Raw genomic sequence first — 16,592 nt, forward strand, 5'->3', positions numbered from 1 at the left:
ATGCGGGACTGGACCTGGGAGTACGACGGCTACGACCCCGCCGAGGAACGCCTCAGAGAGTCGCTCTGCGCTCTCGGCAACGGCTACTTCGCGACCCGCGGCGCCACTCCGGAATGCCCGGCGGACACCGCGCACTACCCAGGCACCTACGCCGCGGGCTGCTACAACCGGCTGACATCAACGGTGGCCGGACGGCAGATCGAGAACGAGGACATGGTCAACCTGCCCAACTGGCTTCCCCTGCGATTCCGCATCCGCGACGACGGTGACGACAGCGCCGCTACGAATGGCTGGTTCACCCCGGACAGCACCGCGCTGGTGGACCACCATCAAACGCTCGACCTGCGCACCGGCACGCTGGCGCGCACCGCGACGTACGAAGATCCGCGGGGGCGTCGGCTGTCCGTACGCCAGCTGCGTTTTGTTCATATGGGAGACCCCCATCTGGCAGCCCTGCGAACGGAGTTCACCGCGCAGGGGTGGACCGGTGAGATCGAGGTCGAGTCGGCTATAGACGGGACGGTCACCAACAACGGTGTCGCCCGCTACCGGCAATTGGACGGCCACCATCTGTCCGGCATCAGCCGGGGCAACTCCGGGGCCGACACCGTGTGGCTGGCCTGCCGAACCAGCACCTCGGACATACGTATCGCGATGGCGGCCCGCATCACCGTCGAAGGGCCTATGCGCCCCGTGCCCACCGACCACGAGCCGGCGCGTGCCGCACAGATACTCCGCCTGACGCTCACGGCCGATCGCACAGTGACGGCCGACAAGACGGTTGCCCTGCACACGTCGCGGGATCCGGCGATCAGCGACCCGCTGGGGGCCGCGGTCGACCGGGTGAATACCGCGCCCCATTTCCATGAGCTGCTGCTCTCGCATCAAGCGGCATGGCAGCAGCTGTGGCAGAGGGCCGACATTCAGGTACCCGGTGAGGCTGGCCGCATTCTGCGGCTCCATCTCTTCCACGTGCTGCAGACGCTCTCGCCGCACACCACAGACCTTGATGTGGGTGTCCCGGCCCGAGGCCTGCACGGCGAGGCCTACCGGGGCCATGTCTTCTGGGACGAACTGTTCGTCCTTCCTTACCTGAACCTGCACTTCCCCGAGGTGTCCCGGGCCCTGCTCACCTACCGCCATCGGCGACTCGACCAGGCCTGCCACGGGGCTCGCGAGGCAGGACGAGCAGGCGCCATGTATCCCTGGCAGAGCGGCAGCGACGGCCGTGAGGAGACCCAGGAACTGCACCTCAACCCCCGCTCCGGGCGCTGGCTGCCCGATCACTCGCGGCTCCAGCGCCATGTCGGATCCGCCATCGCATACAACGTGTGGCAGTACTGCAGGGCGAGCGGTGACACCCAGTTCCTGCACACCGAGGGAGCCGAGATGCTGCTGCAGATCTCACGCTTCTGGTCGGATGCCGCCACCTACGATGCGGCCCTGGGCCGCTACCGGATCCGCGCAGTGGTGGGACCCGACGAGTACCACGACGCCTATCCCGGCGCTGCCACACCGGGCCTGGACGACAACGCCTACACCAATGTCACCGCCGCCTGGGTACTCGCCCGCACCCTCGACGTCCTGAAGTCGCTGCCGGAACCGCGCCGTCGCGAGCTGTCCGAGCGCACCGGTCTGGAGGCCCGGGAGCTTGCCCGCTGGGAGGACATCTCCCGCCGACTCCACGTACCCTTCCACGACGGTGTCATCAGCCAGTTCCAGGGGTACGGCAACCTCAAGGAACTCGCCTGGGACGCCTACCGGGTCCGCTACGGGGATATCCGCCGGCTCGACCGGATCCTGGAGGCCGAAGGCGACACGGTCAATGGATACCGGGCATCCAAACAGGCCGACGTGCTCATGCTCGGCTACCTCTTCCCGCCGGGCGAACTCCGCTCCCTCTTCAGCCGGCTGGGACACGACATGGACGACGCCCTGTGGCAGCGCACCGTCGACTACTACTTGCGCCGTACCAGCCACGGCTCCACCCTGAGCGGGCTCGTCCACGGATGGGTCCTGACCCGGGTCCGACCCGAGCAGGCCTGGGCGTACTGCAAGGAAGCCTTCGAAGGAGACATCGCCGACCTCCAGGGCGGAACCACGGGCGAAGGAATCCACCTCGGAGCCATGGCCGGTACCCTCGACCTGGTGCAACGCGGCCTGTCCGGACTGCAGACACTCGACGACGCGCTCGGGCTGGACCCCGCCCCCCTGCCGGAACTCTCCACCTACGGCTTCACCCTCCATTACCGAGGGCACCTGGGTGTGCACTTCCGGATGCGCCCCGGACAGCTCGAGATCACGGTCCCTGTCTCGGACCTGCCTCCGATCGACATCGAACTCACCGACCGTTCGATCTCGGTGAAGCCCGGAGAGACGTACCGTCTGCCTCTCCCGGGACACTGACTTTGGACACCGCTGTAAGGGCGCGACAGCGAAGGGACACCTTCCGTGGCGCACCACATCGACGACCGGGCCGCGTGCCGGGCTCCGCCGACCCACCACGAGCAGTTCCGTCTGCATCGACTCCCGAACCAAGGCAGCAGCCGCCGTGAACCGCAGCACGTCCTTCAGGACCGGTATTTGCGGGTACTCCTCCCGCCACGGGCGCAGGGCGTCGGACAGCATCTGCACCTGCTCGTCCTCCCAGGTCTGCCCGGTCCACTTCCGGGACCGCGAACGGCATCCAGCCGTCGGCCGGACAGGGCAGCTCCCAGGCGTGCACCGCACGCACGCGGGCCGACCGGCGCCGAGCCGCTTCGATCGCGAAACAGACCGCCACATCCTCCGGGTCGCGCCTCGGGGCGATACGGCCAGAGGTCCGCACGGTCGGCCCCGGACCACGGGGAAACATAAACGACCCGCAACGGCAGCCGGCGAAGAGAAGCTTCCCGAGCCGTCCAGTCCGCGGCCCCAGCGCTGCATGACGTTCCGTCAACTCCAATAGACACTCTGCGCGCCGTGACGGTCCACCTTCCGTCGGCCGGAAAGCAGGGCCTCCACCCGATTCCACCTTCGGTCGCGAGCGTGGCCCTCGGGAGGGGCCTTTCGGGCCGCAGAGAGGGCCTGGCGGCCCCTGCCCCATTTGCTCGGCGCGGGTGAAGTTGCTGCCAGGAACACCACAGACCAAGCAGGAGGTACTACTCATGGCTCGTGCCGTGGTTGTCGGGATCGACGGCTCTCCCGAGAGTCTGGCTGCCGCGCGCTGGGCAGCCACAGAGTCCGTGCTCCGCAGCGTTCCGCTCCATCTCGTGCACGCCTGGGAATGGTCTCCCGCCCCCTCGGCTTCCGTCCCGACCAGTGAGACTCAGCGTCATTGGGCCGGTCGCATCCTGCGTACGGCCGTGGAACGGCTCCGTAGCAGCCACCCTGGGCTTCGGCCGACCCACGAGCAGATATCGGACTCGCCCGTCGCCTCGCTCCTGGCAGCGGCCGAGAACGCCGAGGTACTCGTCCTCGGCTCCCGCGGCCTGAGCGGAATGGCCGGATTCGTGACCGGCTCCGTAGCACTCAGAGTGGTCGCCCATGCTCCGCGGCCGGTCGTACTCGTACGATCCGAGAGGCATACCGGGACACACTCATCTCCCGACGTGTTCCGGCCGACCGGCGCTCCCCACAGCTCCGACGTTGTGGCCGGCATCGACCTCACCCATTCCTGCGACGAGGTGATCGAATTCGCCTTCGAAGCGGCCCTCGTACGCGGCGTGGGCCTGCACGTCGTACACGGCTACACCTTGCCGTCGTCGTACGCGATCGCCGCCGGTGGGGGCACGCTCATCGACGATTCCGGGCTGGTCAGGGAACGTGAGTACGCGCTGAGCACGGTCCTGGAGCCGTGGCGCGAAAAGAGCCCTGCCGTTGCCGTCCGTGCCAGCAGCGTTTCGGGGCAGGCCGTCGCCCACCTGGTCGAAGCGGCTGCCGATGCGCCGATGCTGGTGATCGGCCGACGCGAGCGAACATCCCTCCTCGGAGTGCATCTGGGGCCTGTGGCTCACGGCGTGATTCATCACGCAGCCTGCCCGGTGGCCGTTGTGCCCCACGCCTGAGACCAAGCCCCGGTCCAGGTGACCGCCCGTCGGGTGGGGTCCCGTGGCGAGATACGCGGGTGCCCATCCGGCCCTGGCGCGGCCCCATGGCGACGGACTAAGGATGGAACCACAGGGCAAGGTGCTCGTGACAGCGTGGAGGACAAGCAATGACCGAGGACCTGGACACTTCACCGCGGAAGCCGATTCGCGTATTCCTGCTCGACGACCACGAGATCGTGCGGCGCGGGGTGAGCGACCTGCTCGACGCGGAGCCCGATATCGAAGTCGTCGGTGAGGCGGGGACAACAGAACAGGCTCTTGCCAGAGGGCCGGCGCTGCGTCCTGACGTCGCCGTGCTGGATGTGCGGCTGCCGGACGGCGACGGCATCACGGTCTGCCGAGAACTGCGGTCGAGGATGCCGGACCTGGTATGTCTGATGCTGACCTCTTTCGACGACGACGACGCACTCCTCGACGCGATCATGGCGGGGGCCGCAGGCTATGTGCTGAAGGAGATCAAAGGGGCTGCGCTTGTTGCCGCGGTCCGCACCGTCTCCTCCGGCCAGTCGATGCTCGACCCAGCGACCACGACCCGTCTGATGAGTAGCCTCCGCGGCGACTCTCCGCAAAACACCGAAGCAGGCGCACTGTCCGGGCTCTCGGCCCGCGAACGGGAGATCCTCGATCTCATCGGAGAGGGACTGACCAACTCCCAGATCGGCAAACGGCTTTACCTCGCGGAGAAGACGGTCAAGAACAACGTCTCCCGCCTGCTCGCCAAGCTGGGCGTCGAGCGGCGCATCCAGGCTGCGGTCATGGTCACGCAGGCCGCTCCGCAGGCCCCGGTTCGGCGGGACCGCTGAAGCGGAGGAAGGCACTCCGTCAGTCCGGGAGAGAGCCTTCACCCAGGGACGCCCGGTACCTGCCACGTCAGGCGCGTGCCGCCGTGCGGGGAGGTGTCGACGGTCCATCGGGCGCCGAGCCCGGCCTACGACGGGCGGAGACTGAGCGCTCACGGGGTGCCGTGCGCTACTTCGCGCCGCGCTGTCCGGGGCGGGGTCACTCGTCGGCCGAAAGGGGAACGCTCCAGTCCACGACACTGCCAGTGGGCTGATTGGGCGCAAGGACCAGAGCTCCTCCGAGTTCCTCCGCGCGGGTGTGGAGGTTGGCCAGGCCGCTGCGGTGGGCGCGCGCGGGAGCAGTACCCCGGCCGTTGTCGGTCACCCGCAGCGTAAGGCGCGCCGAGGTTACCTGGGCGGTGATCTCCACCTCGGTGGCGTCGGCGTGCCGGGCGGCGTTTGCGAGGGCTTCGCGGAGCGCTGCAAGAAGGTGGTCTGCCATGGCTTGTGGGACCAGGGTGTCCAGCAGCCCGGTCATGCGCAGCGCAGGTGCGAATCCCAACGCCTCGGATGCCCGGTTCGATTCGGCCACCAGGCGGGAGCGCAGCCCGGTGTCCTCGGGGCGACCGCGCTGTTGCAATCCGTAAATGGTGGAGCGGATGACCTTGATGGTGTCGTCGAGGTCATCCACGACTCGTGCAATGCGCTCGGCGACCTGCGGTCGGTCGGCGACCCGGGCGAGGGTGGACTGCAGGCTCAGACCGCTGGCGAACAGGCGCTGAATGGCCAGGTCGTGCAGATCGCGGGCGATGCGGTCACGGTCGGTCAGAACGAGGAGGCGTTCGGCGTCGTGCCGATGTCCGGCGATCTCCAGGGCAAGAGCGGCATGGTTGGCGAATCCGGCGATCATGGCCACGGCCGCGTCGGAGAACGCGGGACGGCCGCAGTGGCGGGCGACTTGCAGGACACCGCGCGCATGTTCGGGCGTACCGAGGGGGACCAGGAAGACCGGTCCCAGTGGCGTGGAAGCGGTGTCCCGTTCGGCGCGGGGGTCGGCTTTCCAGTCCTGGGTGGTGATCGTCTCGCCTGAGCTGTAGACCTTCCCGGCCAAGGTGGTGTGCGGCAACACCAGTCCGAGGGCACGATTCGCGTCCGTTCCGGCGGCGGCCTCGATCACCAGATTGCCGGTGCGAGGAACGGGCACGGCGAGGGTGACCACGTCGGCGTCGGCCATCTCGAGGACGGTGGCGGTGAAGTTCCTCAGTACCTCGGCGGGTTCAATGCCGGACAGCAGGGCACGGGTCAGTTCGCCGCTGGCCATCAGCCAGCGTTCCCGACGCTGGACGGCGTCGTACAGCCGAGCATTGTCGATTGCCATCCCGGCTGCCACGGCCAGCGTGACCAGCACCGCTTCGTCATCGGCGCCGAACTCGGCCCCGCCCCGCTTCTCGGTCAGGTACAAGTTGCCGAACACCTTCTCACGCACCCGGACGGGGGCACCGAGGAAGGTCCGCATCGGTGGATGGCCGGCCGGGAAGCCGGAGGCATCGGGCTGCTCGCCCAGGTCGACCAGCCGCAGCGAGTGCGGTTCACGGATCAGGAGCCCCAGGATGCCCCGGCCCTGCGGATTGGGCCCGATCTGCTCGATGGTCTCGTCGCCCATGCCGACCGTGATGAACTGGCTGAGCCCATTCTCCTCACCAATCACGCCCAGGGCGCCGTACCGAGCATCAACCAGGTCGGCTGCGGACTGCACTATCTGCTGCAGTACAACACCAAGGTCCAAGTCGCTGCCGACGGCCAGAACCGCCTCCAGCAGCGGATCTACGCGATCCCGGGGCGAGCGCGCAAGGACTGCCTGCGACTGCGGGTCGATCAGCAGCTCGTCGAGCCGCAGCTGCGATGGCGCCGCCCCGGTATCCGTGTCCTCGCCCACTTCGGCTCCCTAAGGCCGCCGGCACATTGCCTTTGGCTCCTCCAGCCTGCCCCGGACGGATCGGTCTGCACGCATCCACGCGTACCAAGACGAATCCATGCCGGCGAAGAGGCCATCGAGTCGCTCTGACAGGGCCGGTGGGCCCCTTGGAGAGGCCGTTCGGCCCTCGCCCCTGAACCCGGATACGGCACAGGCTGAGATGGCGGGCACCACGCCCATGAGCCCTCACCCACTGAAGTGATGGCGCATTGGCGACTGCCGAGGATCAACACCATAGGGCAGGAGTTCGTGTCGATGATCGTCACGCTGTACCGGCGGCAAGCGGCCCGGTGCGCGCCTTGTCACCGAGTTCTCCACACCGGCCCGTGCGGGCATTGCCCGCTCCACACAGGGTCGGTACTCGCCTGTAGGCTGCATAGTGAGGCCCCAGCCCCCGGCAGCAGATCAGTCACTCTGCACCGAGGAGGCGAGTGATGAGTGAAGGGGCCGGCGGTACAGGCGAAGCTGTCCATCGGGCGGACGCAGCCCGTGCATTCTGCGTCACACGCCGATCGCTTCTCCTCGGCATCAACCCCTTACACGCCTACTGCGTGACCGGGAAAAGTGCCGACAGTGGTCGATTGTGGTGAGCTCCTCCCCCACAACGACGCAGACTGCCGGCGTCCACCACATCAGCTCGTCGGCTTGCCTGCCGGTCCACGAGGTCCTGCGCGAGCTGGTGTCGACCAGGGAAGGCCTCTCGGCGGAAGCAGCTGCTGAGCGGATGCGGCAATGGGGACCGAATGCGGTCGCCTCACACAAGGCCCGGGTACTGCCCGTGCTGTGGCGGCAGATGCGATCACCGCTGCTGGGGCTCCTGTTCGCTGCCGCGACCATCTCGTATGTCGTCGGCCGCCACAGCGATGCGGTGATCATCGGTGTGATCTTGACACTGTCGGTCGGGCTCGGCTTCGTGAACGAGTACCGCGCAGAGAAAGCCGCCGAAGCCCTCCACGGACAGATCAGCCATCAGACCGTGGTGATACGCGGCGGACGCGTTGCCGCGGTGGAGGTCACGGCCCTGGTGCCTGGCGACGTGGTGGAACTCAGGCTGGGCGACATCCTGCCTGCCGATCTGCTTGGCTTCTTCGTCGCGCTTGTCTCCATGGCGATCTGCTACCTCGCCCTGATCGAGGTAGGTAAGCGGATCTTCTACCGCCGGCGGCCGACGCCAATTGCCGAGCCGCGGGCCGCGGTAGGCCACAGCCGTCTCCTGCGTCGTCGTGCTGCCCGGTTCAGCACTGCTCTCCCCCTGACCACCGACCCCGCCCCGTTGGGAGATGAGCCGAGCACATCGGGCCCAACGGCCGCCTGCCGTACCGACCGACCGTGCCGAAATCTCCTCTCGGCACCTACAGAGGAGCACGAAATGCCCGACGTTCACCCGAGATCAGCGCCCTACCTCGATGAAGCAGAGCTGGCGGCGTTGGACGCGCATTGGAGGGCCGCGAACTACCTGGCCGTTGGCCAGATCTACCTGATGGCCAATCCTCTGCTCCGTGAGCCGTTGAAGCCGGAGCACATCAAGCCTCGGCTGCTGGGCCACTGGGGCACCTCACCCGGTCTGAATCTCGTCTACACCCACCTCAACCGGGTGGCCCGGGACCATGGGAAGGACACCATCTGTGTCTGGGGCCCCGGCCATGGAGGACCGGCCGTCCTGGCCAACTCCTGGCTGGAGGGCACGTATTCCGAGACGTACCCGGACGTGAGCCGGGACGCGGAGGGTATGGCGCGCCTGTTCCGTCAGTTCTCCTTCCCCGGCGGGGTGCCCAGCCATGTGGCCCCGGAGACTCCGGGATCGATCCACGAGGGGGGTGAGCTGGGGTATTCGCTCTCCCATGCCTACGGCGCCGCCCTGGACAACCCCGGTCTGCTGGTCGCCTGCGTCATCGGCGACGGGGAGGCGGAGACCGGGCCGCTGGCCGCGTCCTGGCACTCCAACAAGTTCCTCGACCCGGTCCACGACGGAGCGGTCCTGCCGGTCCTGCACCTGAACGGGTACAAGATCGCCAACCCGAGCGTGCTTGCGCGCCTGCCCAGGGACGAACTCGACGACTTTCTGCGGGGCCTGGGCCATGACCCGCTGCATGTCGAAGGCGATGACGCACTTCAGGTGCACAGCGCCATGGCACGCGCCATGGACACCGCACTCGATCGCATCAGCGCCATCCAGCACGGCGCCCGCGAAGAGGGCGTCACCGAACGCATGCGCTGGCCGATGATCCTGCTGCGCACGCCCAAGGGATGGACCGGGCCGGCCGAGGTCGACGGCGTACAGGTGGAAGGCACATGGCGCGCGCATCAGGTGCCGCTGTCCTCCGTACGCGAAAGTCCGGACCATCTCCGGCAGTTGGAGGAATGGCTGCTCTCCTACCGGCCGGCGGAACTCTTCGACGACCGCGGCCGCCCGCGCGAGCGGGTGCTGGAGTGTGTGCCCGCCGGCCCTCGCCGTCTCGGGGCCAGCGTGCACGCCAACGGCGGTCTGCTCGTACAGGACCTGCCGATCCCGCCGCTGGAACGGTACGCCGTTCCGGTCGACAGGCCCGGTACGACCCTGCACGAGCCCACCCGGGTCCTGGGCGACTTGTTGGAGGGGGTCATGGAGAACACCGCCGAGCGTCGGGACTTCCGTCTGGTGGGGCCGGACGAGACCGCCTCGAATCGTCTTCAGGCCGTGTACGGAGCGACGGGCAAGGCATGGCAGGCGCGGACCCTGGAGGTCGACGAACACCTGGACCGCCACGGCCGGGTGATGGAGATCCTCTCCGAACACACCTGCCAGGGCTGGCTGGAGGGCTATCTCCTCACCGGACGCCACGGGCTGTTCTCGTGCTACGAGGCGTTCGTCCACATCGTCGACTCCATGGTCAACCAGCACATCAAGTGGCTGCGCACCTCACGGCGCCTGCCCTGGCGCCGCCCCATCGCCTCACTGAACTACCTGCTCACCTCGCACGTATGGCGGCAGGACAGCAACGGCTTCTCCCACCAGGACCCCGGCTTCATCGACCACGTCCTCAACAAGTCACCCGAGGTCGTGCGGGTGTACCTGCCACCGGACGCCAACACCCTGCTGTCGGTGGCCGATCATGTGCTGCGCTCCCGCGACTACGTCAATGTCGTCGTCGCCGGAAAGCAGCCCTGCTTCGACTGGCTGACCCTCGAGCAGGCCCGCGGACACTGTGCCCGCGGTGCCGGAATCTGGGACTGGGCAGGCGCAGAGAATGAGGGCGGGGAGCCCGATGTCGTCCTCGGCTGCGCGGGCGACGTCCCCACCCTGGAAATCCTGGCCGCCGCTCAGTTGCTCCGTCGGCACCTGCCCCACCTGGCCGTACGCGTCGTCAACGTCGTGGACCTGGCTCGGCTGCTCCCCAAGGAGGAGCACCCGCACGGCATGCCGGACGCGGAGTTCGACGCGCTGTTCACCTCCGACAAGCCCGTCATCTTCGCGTACCACGGATACCCGTGGCTGATCCACCGCCTGGCCTACCGGCGCACCGGGCACGCCAACCTGCATGTGCGCGGCTACAAGGAGGAAGGCACCACCACCACGCCCTTCGACATGGTCGTTCGCAACGACCTCGACCGGTACCGGCTCGTCATGGATGTCATCGACCGCGTCCCCGGGCTGGCGGTACGCGCCGCCACAGTCCGACAGGAGATGGCGGACGCCCGCCTGCGCCACCACGCCTGGATTCGTGAGCACGGCACCGACCTGCCCGAAGTCAGCGAATGGAACTGGAACAGCTGAGCGCCCCGGCGTAGGTCCGTGATGTCGGAGACAGGACGCTGATGCACCCAGCTCCAACTGACGCGCCCAACGCACCCGGCGCCCAATGAGCCAGGCCCGTAATGCCATGAGCACCTTGAAGCAACCGGAGTCACCATGCCTCTTACGTCCGCACCCCTTTCTGGGGCCGCCCGGGCGACAGGTCTCAGTCAGGAGCAGGCATCCCAGCTGCTGGCGGAGTGGGGTCCCAACGAGCTCAGCGAACAGCGCAGGACATCCCTTCGGTCCCGAATCTTCGCTCAGCTTCGTGACCCGCTGATCATCGTGCTGCTGGCGGCCGTGGCACTGACCGTGGCGACCGGGGACAACGCCGACGCTGTCGTCATCTGTGTGGTCGTGCTCTTCAACACCACCGTCGGGGTGGTGCAGGAGGTGCGCGCCGACAATGCGGTCGCTGCCCTCTCCGCCATGACCTCGCCTGCCGCACGAGTACTGCGCGGCGGGACGGAACAGGAGGTGACCTCGTCGGCCGTCGTCCCCGGCGACGTGCTGGTACTCGGTGAGGGCGACATCGTCCCCGCTGACGCCGCGCTCACACAGGCCGCTGCCCTTCTGATCGACGAGTCGGCGCTGACCGGCGAATCCGTACCGGTCGACAAGGACGTCCACGGAACGGATCCGCACACCGGACAACTACAGGCGGGAACCGTCGTGCTGCGTGGCCGCGCTGTCGCCACCGTCACCGCCACCGGGCCGCGCAGCGCCCTCGGCGTGATCGCCGCCTCGTTGCACCCCCGACAGCAACAGACCCCGCTCCAAAAGCGCCTGGCCGGGCTCGGCCGGGTACTGGCCCTGGTCACTATAGGGCTGTGCCTCCTCGTGCTGGTCCTGGGACTGGTGCGCGGCCAGTCCTTGGAGACGATGGCGGTAACGGCCATCAGCCTCGTCGTGGCAGCCGTCCCGGAGTCACTGCCGGCCGTCGTCACCCTCGGCCTGGCGCTGGGCGCGCGGCGGATGGCCGCTCGCAACGCCGTGGTTCGCCGCCTGTCCGCAGTGGAGACCCTGGGATCGGTCACCGTACTCGCCACGGACAAGACAGGCACCCTCACCGAAGGTCGCATGGTCGTCGAACGAATATGGACCGCCGCCCATGGCACGGTGACCTTGACGGGCGCGGGATACGAACCCGTTGGTGAAATTCTCACGACCGGCCGACATCCAGAACCCGCCACCAGGGATGCCGTACGAGAAGTGCTCATCGCAGCGGCGTTGTGCAACGACGCGTCGCTGATTCCGCCCGGGGAAGCAGACGCGCAATGGACCCCGCTCGGTGATCCAACGGAGGCCGCCCTGCTGACCGCCGCCGCCAAAGTGGCCTGCACACCCGACGAGTTGATGCGAACTCATCCCCGCGTCGACGAGGTACCGTTCGACAGCCTCCGCAAACGTATGACCACCATCCACCGTATGCCCTCGGGAACGATCGAGATCTACCTCAAGGGCGCACCTGAAATGGTGCTGGACGCCGCACTTCTGAACGAAAGTCCCGCGACACTGGAGCATGCGCGTAAGGAGGCCGCCGCCCTGTCCGCCGAGGGCTACCGCGTCCTGGCCATAGCGTCAGGTTCGTCCACCTGTATTCCTGTCCCGATCGAGGAGTCGGAAAGCGGCTTGCGGCTGCTGGGGCTGACAGCCATCAGCGACCCGCCCAAAGAAGCAGCCACTGCGACCGTGCAAGCCTGCCGCCGTGCCGGGATCACCCCGGTTCTCATCACCGGAGACCACCCAGCGACTGCCCGTGCGATCGCGGAAAGGGTCGGTATCCTCACGCGAGCTGACGCCACCATGCCGAGCCGCGTGGCCACCGGCGAAGAGCTGGCTGCCGGACAGATCCCGGACCCCACCCGGGTCAGGGTTTTCGCTCGTACCACGCCTCAACAGAAACTGGACATCATCCAAGCGTGGCGCGCCCGCGGAGAGGTCACCGCGATGACCGGCGACGGCGTCAACGACGGCCCCGCCCTGCAACAGGCCGACATCGGCGTGGCAATGGGCCGCCGGGGAACCGAAGTTGCCCGCCAAGCTGCCGATCTGGTCCTCGCCGACGATGAACTGACCTCGGTGATCTCGGCCGTGGAAGAGGGCCGCCGTGTCTACGCCAACATCCGCCGGTTCCTGGTCTATGCGCTGGCCGGCGGTGCCGCGGAAATCCTCGTTATGCTCATTGGCCCGATGCTCGGACTCGCATTGCCTCTGCGAGCAGGTCAGATTCTGTGGATCAACCTGCTCACTCATGGTCTGACAGGGGTCGCCATGGGCGCCGAACCGGTCTCACCCCATGCCATGCGACGCGCGCCGCGCCCGCCGCAGCAGCACGTACTCGGCGACGGGCTCTGGCAGCGGGTACTGCGGCTGTCGGTCCTGGTCACGGCAGCCAGCCTCGCTGCCAGCCTCTGGGTCCGGCACTCCGGCGGCCCGTGGCAGACCATCCTGTTCATCGCCCTGCTGGCCGCCCAGCTCGGCGTCGCTCTGGGGCTGCGGGAGCGAGTGTTCACGCGCCAAAATCTGTTTCTGCCCGCAGCTGTGCTGACTGCGGCGGGGCTGGGCGCTGCCGCACTCTACGTACCCTTCCTGGCAGACCTGTTGGACACCTCATCGCCATCGTGGACCGGTACCGCACTCGCCGCGGCTGCCGGCCTCATCAGCTTCGGCGCAGCGCGCACCGAGAGCTGGTTGGCGAGGACTGCCGACCAGACACCTGCCGCACCGTGAGACAGAACGCCGGTGGAGATCCCGGGGCTCAAGTACTTCGACCGCTGGACCGATGTGGCCCGCTTCATCGCCCTTCTCCTTGGCGGCGTCCGGGTGGCTCCGTCGCAAACAGAAGCCGTCGTCACACCCGGTGGCCTCGGGCCGTACGTAAGGTCCGAGGCCACGGGATCTCGTACGACTGGACGGCGATCACCGACAGGACACGCACTGGTACACGAACTCCACGTCCGGGCACTTCACCGCGCAACACACAACAACGTAGCGATCCGCGTTGAGAGCGCCGGGGTCGAGCGGCGCTTGCTGGACCTGCCCGGGCCGAGGCCTCATCGACGCAACGGTCAGCCGGGGCCTCCGAGCAGACCAAGATCCGGGCCAATTCCGGGCCATCATCCCCTCGTTCGAGACAGATTCGTTTGTTTGCTCTGGTCAGGCGAGGTGTAACGCACGTACCACCAGCAGACGAAGAACCTGTTGGTGTCGTACTCGCCCAAGAAGCTGGGCTTCTTCTAGGGCCCGTTGCGAAAGTGGATCAGGAGTCGTGGTCGGCTCGGGCGGCCGTCTGGTCCGACCAGCCTCGCGACAGGGTGAGGCGGCCGGATCGGAACGCGTCGCGCTGTTCGGTCACCCATTGCTCAACCTGATCTACGGATTCCGCGACGGGCCGGTCCGTGGTGTTGAGCACATGGGTGGACCACCGCCGGTCGTCAGCAGTCCACCCGGTCCAGCGGTGCCAGGCCATCTCGGGCCAGCTGTCGTCGATGATGACGTCGGGTCGGGATCGGGGATCCTCGGCGTGCTTGCGGTGCCAGGCGGCCCAGCCGAGGAAGGCGTCAATCGCGTGAGCGTCCCATCGGCCCGAGTCGCGCATGGTGAGCCTGTCGCGCCGTAGTTCGTCGGACACGTCGACCAGACACACGGCGATTCCGTCCAGCAAGGGGGCGGAGGGGCTGGCCAGGACCTCTCCCAGCGGGGACTGCCCGGTCAGCAGGAGGTCGACTCCATGGGCCTGGTACTCCAGCGCACGACGCACCCACATCTCGGTCATGCGGTTACGCCACCAGCGATCGGCTCCTTCCGGTACGCCGAGCTCGTCGAAGTCGTGCACGGCGAGCCGCCCCAGCCGCTCGCCTACGGAGTAAGCGAGCGTGGTCTTGCCCGAACAGCTGGAACCGGTCAGTTTGAGCAGCATCTCACCAGGGTGGCAGGTCATCGGTGGTGTCCTCGAAAGGTTTTTCCCGGGACTTTCTGCCGCCCGCTCCGCTTGTCACAGCCACTCGTTGATGGCAGCGACCAGTACGGTCGCTTCGTAGCGGACGGCCAGCTTGTCGTATCTCGTCGCCACCGCACGGTGCCTCTTCAGCCGGTTGATCCCGCACTCCACCGCGTGTCGCTTGCGATAGTCGACCTTGTCGAACGTTGGCGGTCGGCCGCCACGGGAGCCGAGCTTCTTGCGGTTGCGGACCTGGTCGACTTTCTCCGGGATCGTGCAGCTGATGCCACGTCTGCGCAGGTAAGCGCGGTTCGCTCTGGAGCCGTAAGCCTTATCGGCCCGCACTTTGTCCGGCCGGGTGCGCGGCCGGCCCAGACCCAGCCGGGGAACCCGGATGGCATCCAGCACCGGCTGGAACTGCGGGCTGTCATGCCGGTGCCCGGCGGTGACGATGAGCGAGAGCGGCTTCTGACCCTGCTCGACCGCCAAGTGCAACTTGGTGGTCAGTCCGCCGCGTGAACGCCCGAGGCCGTGGTCGTCGGGCTCAGTGACGACGCCGCCGGGAGGCTCCTTTTGCTCTGCCCCTTTTTACGAGCCCCCGCGGCGTGCTGGTGCGCCCGGGCGATGGTGGAGTCCACGCTGACGTCCCAGGTAATGAGACCCTTCGCGTCGGCCTCGGCCTGGAGCTGCTCGAACATCCGCTTCCAGGTGCCGTTGCGCTGCCAGCGGCGGAACAGATCGTAGGCCGGTCCCACGGCCCGTACCGTTCCGGGACGTCCCGCCACGGCGCACCGGTCCTGGTGCGCCAGCGTATGCCGTCGATCAACTGCCGACGTGTCCACGTCGGCGGCCGCCCCGGCTTCTTGCCCAGCGGCAGCAACGGCTCCAACCGAGCCCACTGGCAATTCGTCAGATCTCCGCGCCCCACGGCGCTTGATCATCCACGACCTTGATCAACTTTCGCAACAGATCCTAGTGCCACATCAGGCAACGTTCGCCCTGTTGACTACCGCGCGGAGGCGTTCGTCGGCTGCGCGCCCTCATGCCGGGCGGGTGCCCTGCTCTCGCAGGGCCGCTTCCAGCCGGGTGACGTCCTCGGTGTCCTTCCTGCGGCGAGGCCGACCCGGAACCCAGACCGGCATCATCTGCTTGATCTCGATCTGGGCGTGGGGACTGATGATCCGGCACCGCAGTGTCCCGATACGGCCAACAGAACCATCGAGCATGCCCTCCGGCCATGTCTCCCCGACCCAGGGGCCGCCAGCGACCACAACGCGCCCGAGCCGGTCCTTGCTCACGAGAGCGAAGCTGCTCTCCACGCCCTGCTTGCAGAAATCGAGCTGCTGATCGGCAGGCGGCCCGGACAGAGGCTCATAGCCGGAACGAAGCAGGGCGTCGGTCAGAGCAGAGGCATCCTCCGCCCAGGCGAACCAGTCGATGTCCACATGGTCACGCGTGACCTCGCCGATGAAGAAGTCCATGGCCCAACCCCCGCGGAGCCACACCTCCACACCAAGGGCCTTCGCGATCTCCACCGTCTCGCCGATCAGCCGAAGCTGCCGAGCACTGCGCTCTCTGTCCACAGCCGAGCAGGCTATGCGGCAATCCTGGCCGCAGCAGCTCGATTTCCGGCTGCTGAGCCGAAGCACGGTGGTTGTCACCATCAGGGTCCACTGAGCTGCGGTTTCCGTGTAGCGAAGCATGGTGGTTGTACCGGATCGGCGCTCTACCTGTCACCAGCAGCGCACGAGGCATGGTTGGTGTCACCGGCTCCCATGCTCCGCCGGCTGCTTGAGCTGCACGGCGACCCCGTCTGTCCTTTGACAGCAAATCCAGTCGCTGTGCCGCTCAACCCAGTCGACGCCGTTGGGGTCGAGATCGTTCACCAGCGAGGGCGGAGCTGTCGCTGGTGCTGCTCCGAGGTGGCCGGGTCGATGTGGACCTCCACGAGGCGGGCAGCGCTTTACCGCCTCAGCTCTCGCGAGGGCCTCCACACGAGGTCACTTGAAGAGGGAAAACGCAACTTCGACAGGGT

At 67.5% G+C, this 16,592-nt stretch carries 10 protein-coding genes and 4 pseudogenes; 8 read left to right on the forward strand and 6 right to left on the reverse strand.

The genetic code is table 11. The features are described from left to right. The 4 genes and pseudogenes from ABZ208_RS14950 (at position 1) to ABZ208_RS14965 (ending at position 4,891) form a co-directional block, all read left to right on the forward strand. Positions 1 to 2,406 (forward strand): glycosyl hydrolase family 65 protein, encoded by a 2,406-nt coding sequence (locus ABZ208_RS14950; RefSeq protein ID WP_356909896.1) that lies wholly within the window; start codon positions 1 to 3, stop codon positions 2,404 to 2,406. A gap of 740 nt (positions 2,407 to 3,146) precedes the next feature. Then, positions 3,147 to 3,542 (forward strand): annotated as a pseudogene (locus ABZ208_RS14955) (universal stress protein); the annotation flags it as partial. Between the two features lie 48 nt (positions 3,543 to 3,590). Further along, positions 3,591 to 4,046 (forward strand): universal stress protein, encoded by a 456-nt coding sequence (locus ABZ208_RS14960; RefSeq protein ID WP_356909921.1) that lies wholly within the window; start codon positions 3,591 to 3,593, stop codon positions 4,044 to 4,046. A gap of 149 nt (positions 4,047 to 4,195) precedes the next feature. Then, positions 4,196 to 4,891: a response regulator transcription factor gene (locus ABZ208_RS14965; RefSeq protein ID WP_356909897.1), complete on the forward strand. Its 696-nt coding sequence runs from the start codon at positions 4,196 to 4,198 to the stop codon at positions 4,889 to 4,891. Between the two features lie 196 nt (positions 4,892 to 5,087). On the opposite strand, the gene ABZ208_RS14970 is transcribed toward ABZ208_RS14965, so the two are convergent. Continuing rightward, positions 5,088 to 5,405 carry an ATP-binding protein gene (locus tag ABZ208_RS14970; protein WP_356909922.1) on the reverse strand — a complete coding sequence of 106 codons (318 nt, stop codon included), beginning with the start codon at positions 5,403 to 5,405 and terminating at the stop codon, positions 5,088 to 5,090. On the opposite strand from ABZ208_RS14970, the gene ABZ208_RS14975 reads away from it, so the two are divergent. Then, positions 5,302 to 5,514 (forward strand): CGNR zinc finger domain-containing protein, encoded by a 213-nt coding sequence (locus ABZ208_RS14975; protein ID WP_356909923.1) that lies wholly within the window; start codon positions 5,302 to 5,304, stop codon positions 5,512 to 5,514. The two genes, ABZ208_RS14970 and ABZ208_RS14975, sit on opposite strands and share 104 nt — an antisense overlap. On the opposite strand, the pseudogene ABZ208_RS14980 reads toward ABZ208_RS14975, so the two are convergent. Further along, positions 5,511 to 6,803: pseudogene (locus ABZ208_RS14980) on the reverse strand (GAF domain-containing protein); the annotation flags it as partial. The gene ABZ208_RS14975 and the pseudogene ABZ208_RS14980 overlap by 4 nt on opposite strands. A gap of 718 nt (positions 6,804 to 7,521) precedes the next feature. On the opposite strand from ABZ208_RS14980, the pseudogene ABZ208_RS14985 reads away from it, so the two are divergent. Continuing rightward, positions 7,522 to 7,623, forward strand: a pseudogene (locus ABZ208_RS14985) (cation-transporting P-type ATPase); the annotation flags it as partial. An 18-nt stretch (positions 7,624 to 7,641) separates the two neighbouring features. Here the strand turns inward: ABZ208_RS14985 and ABZ208_RS14990 are convergent. Next, positions 7,642 to 8,046, reverse strand: coding sequence for a hypothetical protein (locus tag ABZ208_RS14990; RefSeq protein WP_356909926.1), 405 nt, complete (start codon positions 8,044 to 8,046; stop codon positions 7,642 to 7,644). Between the two features lie 165 nt (positions 8,047 to 8,211). Between ABZ208_RS14990 and ABZ208_RS14995 the strand changes: the two genes are divergently transcribed. Both ABZ208_RS14995 and ABZ208_RS15000 read left to right on the forward strand, forming a co-directional pair. Then, on the forward strand, positions 8,212 to 10,596 hold the full coding sequence (locus tag ABZ208_RS14995; protein ID WP_356909924.1) for a phosphoketolase family protein: 2,385 nt from the start codon (positions 8,212 to 8,214) through the stop codon (positions 10,594 to 10,596). 135 nt (positions 10,597 to 10,731) lie between these two features. Next, positions 10,732 to 13,347 carry a cation-translocating P-type ATPase gene (locus tag ABZ208_RS15000; RefSeq protein ID WP_356909898.1) on the forward strand — a complete coding sequence of 872 codons (2,616 nt, stop codon included), beginning with the start codon at positions 10,732 to 10,734 and terminating at the stop codon, positions 13,345 to 13,347. Positions 13,348 to 13,876: 529 nt separating this feature from the next. Here ABZ208_RS15000 and ABZ208_RS15005 read toward each other — a convergent pair. The 3 genes and pseudogenes from ABZ208_RS15005 to ABZ208_RS15015 all read right to left on the reverse strand — a co-directional run bounded on the left by ABZ208_RS15005 (position 13,877) and on the right by ABZ208_RS15015 (position 16,140). Next, positions 13,877 to 14,557 (reverse strand): hypothetical protein, encoded by a 681-nt coding sequence (locus tag ABZ208_RS15005; protein ID WP_356909899.1) that lies wholly within the window; start codon positions 14,555 to 14,557, stop codon positions 13,877 to 13,879. Between the two features lie 54 nt (positions 14,558 to 14,611). After that, positions 14,612 to 15,485 (reverse strand): annotated as a pseudogene (locus ABZ208_RS15010) (IS5 family transposase). 112 nt (positions 15,486 to 15,597) lie between these two features. Beyond that, positions 15,598 to 16,140 (reverse strand): aminoglycoside adenylyltransferase, encoded by a 543-nt coding sequence (locus ABZ208_RS15015; RefSeq protein WP_356909900.1) that lies wholly within the window; start codon positions 16,138 to 16,140, stop codon positions 15,598 to 15,600. Positions 16,141 to 16,592 lie beyond the last annotated feature (452 nt).

Origin of the sequence: Streptomyces sp. NPDC006208 (assembly GCF_040613775.1) — a bacterium.
Taxonomy (GTDB): Bacteria; Actinomycetota; Actinomycetes; order Streptomycetales; family Streptomycetaceae; genus Streptomyces.